The organism is Enterobacter hormaechei ATCC 49162, assembly GCF_001875655.1.
GTDB lineage: Bacteria > Pseudomonadota > Gammaproteobacteria > Enterobacterales > Enterobacteriaceae > Enterobacter > Enterobacter hormaechei.
On record NZ_MKEQ01000004.1, the window covers coordinates 11684 to 18549 of the forward strand.

The window sequence follows — 6866 nt, forward strand, 5'->3', positions numbered from 1 at the left end:
AGAAAGAGGGGAACACCGAGCAGGTTCAGAAGCTACAAGGCAGCATCCGTGGGTATCAGGAGCATCTTGAAGCTGTTGCTCAGGAGCTGACTCAGGCGGAGTTCGAGCGTGATAGCGCGGCGAAAACCGGTAAGGGCGTAATGTCCAACCAGGGAACCGTTCTGGGGCTGGGAACGACCGATAAAGCGGCTCAGAAAGCACTGGCGCAGTATATGCGGAACCAGATGGACTCCGCGACCTACCAGCGCACACTGCCAGACGGTACGGCGATGCTGGACTTCGAAGGCAAGCCGATCATCGGGCCGAAACAGCTCAAAACCCAGTTGAACCTGCAGAAAGCCTCCAGCGCCAGCTCTCTGGAGAAAATGAGCGACGAGGAACGTGCAGCCGCGATCGCCGCACTGACCAAAGCGCGTGAGCAGGACGCCGCAGCAGCGGAAAAAGCCGGGCAGCGTACTGCCAATGCTTCTCAGCGTGCCGCGAGGAAGGAAGAAAATGCGCAGCGTAAGCTGGCGGCCGGCTACCAGAAAGCCCTGGATAAAGCCGATCAGCTTATGGGGCAGATGGGTGAAAGCTCAAAAGCGACCGTGTCGTTTGATCAGTCTCTCCGCGATACCACCAAATCGCTGACCGAACTGGCCAACGCCGTACCGAATGAGTTCATCACTCAGGAGATGATCGACAAAGCCAAGTCACGCCTGGCTGACCTGGCGAACGCGAGCGACGACTATCGCGAGATGTTCAACCGCCGCAACGTCGAGCAGATGATCTCCACCTGGGCGCCGGAATCCGATTCTATCATCAGCGCGGGTTACAAGCCGTCTCGTGAAGAGAAGGTGGTCGATTTCAACGACACCTACAACCGTAACCTGAAAGCGTTGATGGATCTGCGTGACCAGGCTTCTGATCCGAAAATCGTGGCGCTTTACACCAAGCAGATTAACCAGCTGGTGGCGGCAGGCAACACCGCTCTCATCAAAGAGACGGGTACGGCGACACAGAAGCTGGCGCTTGAGTACGAGAATCTGGCCGATCAGCTGGAAAATAGCTGGAGCAACCTGTTCAGCAACATGACGGATACGCTGACCGACTTCGTCATGAAGGGGAAAATGGACTTCTCCAGCCTGGCAGAATCCATCCTCCGTGACATCACCAACATGGTTGTGAAGACGCAGATCACCATGCCTCTCATGAACATGCTGGGGATGGGAACGACGGCAGCGGGCAGCTCTCAGAGCGGCAATCTGCTTTCTGGTGTCGCGTCAGCGGTTGCCAACCAGGGCGTCCGGATGAATGCGGTCAACGGCGATAAGAGCGTGGGTGAGGCGACGAAAGAGACCTCCAGCTCGGTCTCCGGTCTGGGGCAGACCACTCAGCAGACGACCAGCGCGATTGGATCTGCAACCAACGCGATCGGCAGCTGGGTAAATGGACTGTTCACCAGTACTGAAGCCAAAGACGCGGAAACCAAAGCGGTGAAGACATCCATCTTCTCCATGCAGAACCTTAGCTCTGTCACTGGGGCGCTTTCTGCCGCGTTTGCCATGCTGGGCGCAAACATGTCCGGCTCTGGCAATAAGTGGTTGAGCTTCGGCGCTACCATTGCCTCCGGGCTGGTGTCGGCCTGGGCTGGTGGTGGCTTCGACAACATCGGATCTGGTTCCTCCGGCTCTAACTCCGGATTCAACAATCTCACCGGATCGGCATCTGATGGTACTGGCGGCATCCCGGCAATTCCGAAGTTCGCCAAAGGCGGCATTTTCGGGAAAGACGGCGTGGTTCCGCTGCGTGCGTATCAGAAAGGTGGCATCGCTGATTCTCCACAGCTGGCGCTGTTTGGTGAAGGGGATATGAACGAAGCCTACGTTCCGCTTCCGGATGGGCGTTCCATCCCGGTCACGCTCAACGCAGAGGGTGTTAAAGGCGGCGGTGGCGGCGTTTTCTCACCTGTCAGCATTGAGATCAACGTCAACAGCGACGGCAGTGTCTCGGAGAACAGCAATTCCGAAGGCGCATGGAGTCAGGCAGCGCAGCGCATGAAGGCGATCGCGCTTGAAACCATCGCTCAGGAGAAGCGGCCAGGCGGTTCGCTCAACCCTAACTCTCAACGTAACTAACCACGGCTGCCCCGGAAGGGGCAGTCTCACAAGGATGTGAGATGGAAAGACTGACTTTTAACTGGTATCCCGACTACGAGTCGGAAAAGACCGTGAAGCCTAACGTGACGGTGCTGAATTTCGGTGACGATTACGAACAGCGCCAGGCCAAAGGTCTCAATCGCATTAAAGAAGAGTGGAGCCTAACATTTACGCGCTCTTACGACGTTATTAATGCCGTCGATGACTTTCTGACGGCACGCGCGGCCGTTGAGTCGTTCTACTGGACGAACCCTCGTGGCAAAAAGATGGTTGTGGTGTGCGACAGCCATACTGTGAAGCGTTACCAGGGCTATCTCGTTCTCACTGCGACCTTCCGACAAATTTATGAAGGATAATTTAACCCACTAGATAAGTAAGCACTTATTTACTATTATCTATAGGCGCTGACAGGATGTTGGCGCCTCTTTATTTCAAGGAAGAAACGATGGGTATTAAAGCTGATATTCAGAGCTTGTCGCCCTCCGCGCTCATTGAGCTGTTCGAACTTGATATGTCGAACACCACCTCTGGGGGCAAGCTGTTTTTCCACGCCGGTACAAACGAACTGATGGAGCCAGTCGTTTGGCAAGGCGTGTCCTACGAACCGTGGCCAATCAAGGCGTCAGGCTTTGATAAGACTGGTCAGGGTACTTTGCCGCGTCCAAAAATCCAGGTCTCCAACTTTGCCGGAACTGTCTCCGCTGAAGTTCAGGCAAACGACGATCTGGTGGGCTGCCGCATCATCCGCAAGATGACGCTGGCGCGTTTTCTCGACGCGGCCAACTTCAAAGACGGGAATCCAACCGCAGATCCAAACCAGCACTTCCCGGATGAGATGTGGTTCATCGAACAGAAGACTCTCGAAACCCATGAGGTTGTCGAGTTTGAGCTGTCGAGTGTGTTCGATCTGATGGGTGTGCAGCTGCCGTACCGCCAGATCATCAAAAACACCTGCCCGTGGAAATACCGCGGTCCAGAGTGCGGCTACACCGGCCCCTATTTCGACAAAAACAACCAGCAAACCACCATGTCAGGCGCGGATTACTGCACGAAACGCTACGACTCATGCAACGCACGCCGTAACTACTTTGCCAATGGCGTAATCCACTTTGGCGGGTTCATTGGAGCAACGCGTTATGGGTAATAGAGCTTTCCCGGAGCTTGGTTCGGACGTTATGCAGGAAATCTATCTGACAGCCATCAAACGCTACCCGAACGAAGCGTGTGGCTTTCTGGTGCGTACCACTGGCGAGAAATATCGCTTCATGGAAGCCCGGAACGTGTCTGAAAACCCGGAAAACACGTTTGTTATGCACGCTGACGACATTATCGCAGCGGAAGATGCGGGAGACGTGGTTGCCATCTGGCACTCCCACACTGACGAATCAGCTGAAGCGTCAGACGCCGACCGCGCCGGATGCGAGGCAACGGAAGTTCCGTGGCTGATTCTGGCTGTTAGGAAGAATGTCGAGGGCGATGCGCCATTTCACTTCAGTGAGATGAATGTGATCACCCCAGACGGCTTTGAGATGCCTTATCTGGGGCGGCCCTATGTGTTTGGTGTCTTCGACTGCTGGATGCTGTGCCGCGACTACCTGAAGCGTGAGTTCAACGTCGAGTTGAATCCAAACCCGCACCTGCATATTCCATCGTGGTACACGGGTGATACCGACATTCTCGATCAGAACTACCGCAATGAAGGGCTTGTTCGTCTGGCGCCGGGGACGGAACCCCAGCGTGGTGACGTCTTCTTCATTCAGTACGGAAAGATGCCTGACCACTGCGCGGTGTACATCGGAGACGGAATGATCCTGCACCACCAGATCGACCGTCTGAGCTGTCGCGCTTATTACGGTGGCATGTACCAGAAACACACGACGCACCACCTGCGTCACAGAGACTTACTCAAGGGAGATGAAGCGTGACTGAGTTAGTTCATGTGCAACTTGGTGGCCCGATGGCCAGACATTTCGGCCGCCACTGGCATTTAAAAGTGCGCAACACCAAACAGGCGTTGGATTTGGTCGAAGCCAACCGTCCGGGCTTAAAAGCCTGGATGAAACGCAACATGAAGACCTACGACAGTTACCACATCCAGATCACCAATAAGCAGGGGCATAAGTGGTCGGTTGATGAGAGCGAGTTTCAAATGATGGGGCAGTCCGACAACATCGCGAAGATCCGCATCACGCCAGTTCCTCGCGGTAGTGGCGGTAAGGCTTTTGGTTGGTTCCAGACAGTCGTAGGGGCACTCGTCATGGTTGCCTCATTCTGGTTCCCAGCGCTGGCCCCGCTCGGCTTGTCGCTAATGATGGGCGGTATTTCGCAGCTAATTTCGCCCCAGGCGACCAATGACAGCGTAAGGCAGGCAGATAACTCGAACTCGTTTTATTTCGACGGGCCACAAAACACCACTAACCAGGGCAACCCGGTTCAGCTCATTTATGGCGAGGAAATTCTGGTCGGCTCACAGGTTGTGAGTTCTTCGATCACCATCGACCAGCTTTAGTAAGAAGGGAAATTTTTGAACATGGAACAGTTCAAGAAGAAGAGACTGCCTCTCCTGATTGCAGGTGCTGGCGGTAAGAAAAGCAGTGGCTCCAGCCGCACGCCGGTTGAAGCCGACGATACCGTAAACTCGCGTGCTATGGCGTCCATCCTCGACCTGCTCGGGGAGGGTGTCATTGGCGGGCTGGTGGATGGCGCAAAGTCGATCTTCGTTGATGACCTGCCAATCCTGAACGAAGACGGATCTCCAAACTTTAGCGGTATCACCTGGGACTTCCGCGATGGCTCACAAGACCAGACGCCGATGTCCGGGTTCGATTTCGTTGAAACGCCGAAGTCAGTCAACATCCAGCTGAAAAGAATGCACGACGTTACGATTGCCATCGATAACGATGAGGCAGACCGTGTCCGCGTCATTCTGAAGTTCCCGTCTCTGCGTAGCATTGACAAAAAGACCGGTGATACCAACGGTACGACCGTGAAGTACAAATTCCAGATTGCCAATGGCGATAATGCCTTCAAGGACGCCATTGCAGAAGGGGAGAGCACTTCCGAAATTACGCTGACGGCAAAAAAGACGGGCGTCTACTACCGCAGCTATGAACTAAAACTGCCCAAGCCAGGCCGTGCCTACAAGGTTCGCGTGCTTCGTCTGACCGATGACAGCAACACTCAGTACATCTTTAACGATACGTGGGTGGACTCTGTCGGTGAGATCGTCGATACGCCGATGAACTACCCGAACTCCGCGCTGGTCGGCCTCAAGGTCAACTCAGAGCAGTTCGGCAGCTCGATGCCGTCTCGTTCGTATCTGGTGCGTGGTCTGAAGATCCGCGTCCCGTCCAACTACGACGAACACACAAACACCTATATCGGCGTATGGGATGGCACATTCAAGCTGTTGTCATCTTCCAACCCTGCCTGGATTCTCTTCGACCTGCTTACCAACGCTCGTTATGGCCTGGGGCAGTACGTTTCTGAGTCCATGATTGACCTCGGGCAGATTTACCAGATTGGCCGCTACTGCGATGAAGAAATTGACAATGGCTTCGGGGGTAAAGAGAAGCGCTTCGCTATCAACACCCAGATCACCAGCCGTCAGGATGCGTACCGACTGATTCAGGATATCGCTGGCGCCTTCCGCGGTATGGTCTTCTGGGCTGGCGGCATGGTTAACGTCATGCAGGATAGCCCGTCAGATCCGGTCATGATGTTCACCAACGCGAACGTCAAAGACGGCATGTTCAGCTACAAGGGATCTGCGCGTAAAGACCGTCCGTCAGTTGCTCTTGTGACCTACAACAACAAGGAAGACGGCTACAAGCAGAACATCGAGTACGTCGAAGACCAGGAGGCGATGCGTCGTTATGGCGAGCGCAAAACCGAAGTGGTTGCGTTCGGCTGTACCAGCCGTGGCCAGGCGCATCGTGTCGGTCTGTGGCTGCTGTATACCGCACGCATGGAGTCCGACGTTATCAGCTTTACGGCAGGGCTGGATGCTTCCTTCCTGATGCCGGGCGAAACGGTGCTGATTCAGAACAAATACCGTGCTGGTAAACGCAACTCTGGCCGCATTGTGGCGTTCACAAAGAACAGCATCACTCTCGACGCACCGGTTACGCTGAATAAGGCTGGTAGCTACATCCGGATCTTGAATCAGGAAGGCGAAATCGTTGAGCGCGATATTCTTGAGACCGGGGAAGACATTACCAAAGTAACCTTCTCCAAAGCGCTCAATTCCGGTGATATGCCGGTTATGAATGGCGTCTGGACGATTACCGAGCCAGATCTGGAGCCAATGCGCGTGCGTGTTATCAACGTTGCCCAGGGCGAGGCTCAGGGGACGTTTGACGTTACCGTTGTCCAAAATAACGCATCGAAGTACGAAGCCATCGACAACGGCGCGACGCTGATCCCCGAGAACAACACCGTTCTCGACCCGACTTATTCGAAGCCGACCAACCTGCAGGTGACGGAAGGGACGTATATCTCCAGTCCGGGCAACCTCTCAATCAAGCTCGTTGCCACCTGGGAAGGTAAGTCTGCGGAATATTGGATCAGCTGGCGTCGTTCCGATGAGAACAACGTCTCTAACTGGCAGTCCGCACGCGTTACCGAAGAGCAGTTCGAGATACTCAATATTGCCGAGAATGGCCAATACGACATTCAGCCTCTATGCGGTTTCGTTCAGCGGCAAGAAGACGGACATCATCAGTACCG

The 6866-nt window shown here is 54.7% G+C and carries 5 protein-coding genes and 1 pseudogene; all 6 read left to right on the forward strand.

Features of this window, described 5'->3' with window-relative positions; all coding sequences use genetic code 11:
- Positions 1 to 2117 (forward strand): phage tail tape measure C-terminal domain-containing protein (locus tag BH712_RS23635; protein ID WP_276327439.1); only part of this gene is annotated, 2117 nt, incomplete at its 5' end.
- A gap of 41 nt (positions 2118 to 2158) precedes the next feature.
- The gene (locus BH712_RS23640) at positions 2159 to 2494 is read left to right on the forward strand and encodes a phage tail protein (protein ID WP_000440566.1); all 336 of its coding nucleotides are present in this window, start codon (positions 2159 to 2161) and stop codon (positions 2492 to 2494) included.
- 89 nt (positions 2495 to 2583) lie between these two features.
- A complete protein-coding gene (locus BH712_RS23645) occupies positions 2584 to 3282 on the forward strand; it encodes a phage minor tail protein L (RefSeq protein WP_016051624.1) in 699 nt (232 codons plus the stop codon).
- A complete protein-coding gene (locus BH712_RS23650) occupies positions 3275 to 4063 on the forward strand; it encodes a C40 family peptidase (RefSeq protein WP_006812507.1) in 789 nt (262 codons plus the stop codon). The genes BH712_RS23645 and BH712_RS23650 overlap by 8 nt, the downstream gene beginning before the upstream one ends.
- Complete coding sequence (locus tag BH712_RS23655) at positions 4060 to 4647, forward strand: tail assembly protein (protein WP_032655906.1); 588 nt, start codon at positions 4060 to 4062, stop codon at positions 4645 to 4647. Before BH712_RS23650 ends, BH712_RS23655 begins: the two co-directional genes overlap by 4 nt.
- Before the next feature lie 21 nt (positions 4648 to 4668).
- Positions 4669 to 6866, forward strand: a pseudogene (locus BH712_RS23660) (TipJ family phage tail tip protein); the annotation flags it as partial.

Excerpts from the sequence above, each read along its gene's own strand:
- BH712_RS23640 (WP_000440566.1), top strand. The coding sequence starts at position 2,159 with ATGGAAAGACTGACTTTTAACTGGTATCCCGACTACGAGTCGGAAAAG.
- BH712_RS23645 (WP_016051624.1), top strand. The coding sequence starts at position 2,584 with ATGGGTATTAAAGCTGATATTCAGAGCTTGTCGCCCTCCGCGCTCATT.
- BH712_RS23650 (WP_006812507.1), top strand. The coding sequence starts at position 3,275 with ATGGGTAATAGAGCTTTCCCGGAGCTTGGTTCGGACGTTATGCAGGAA.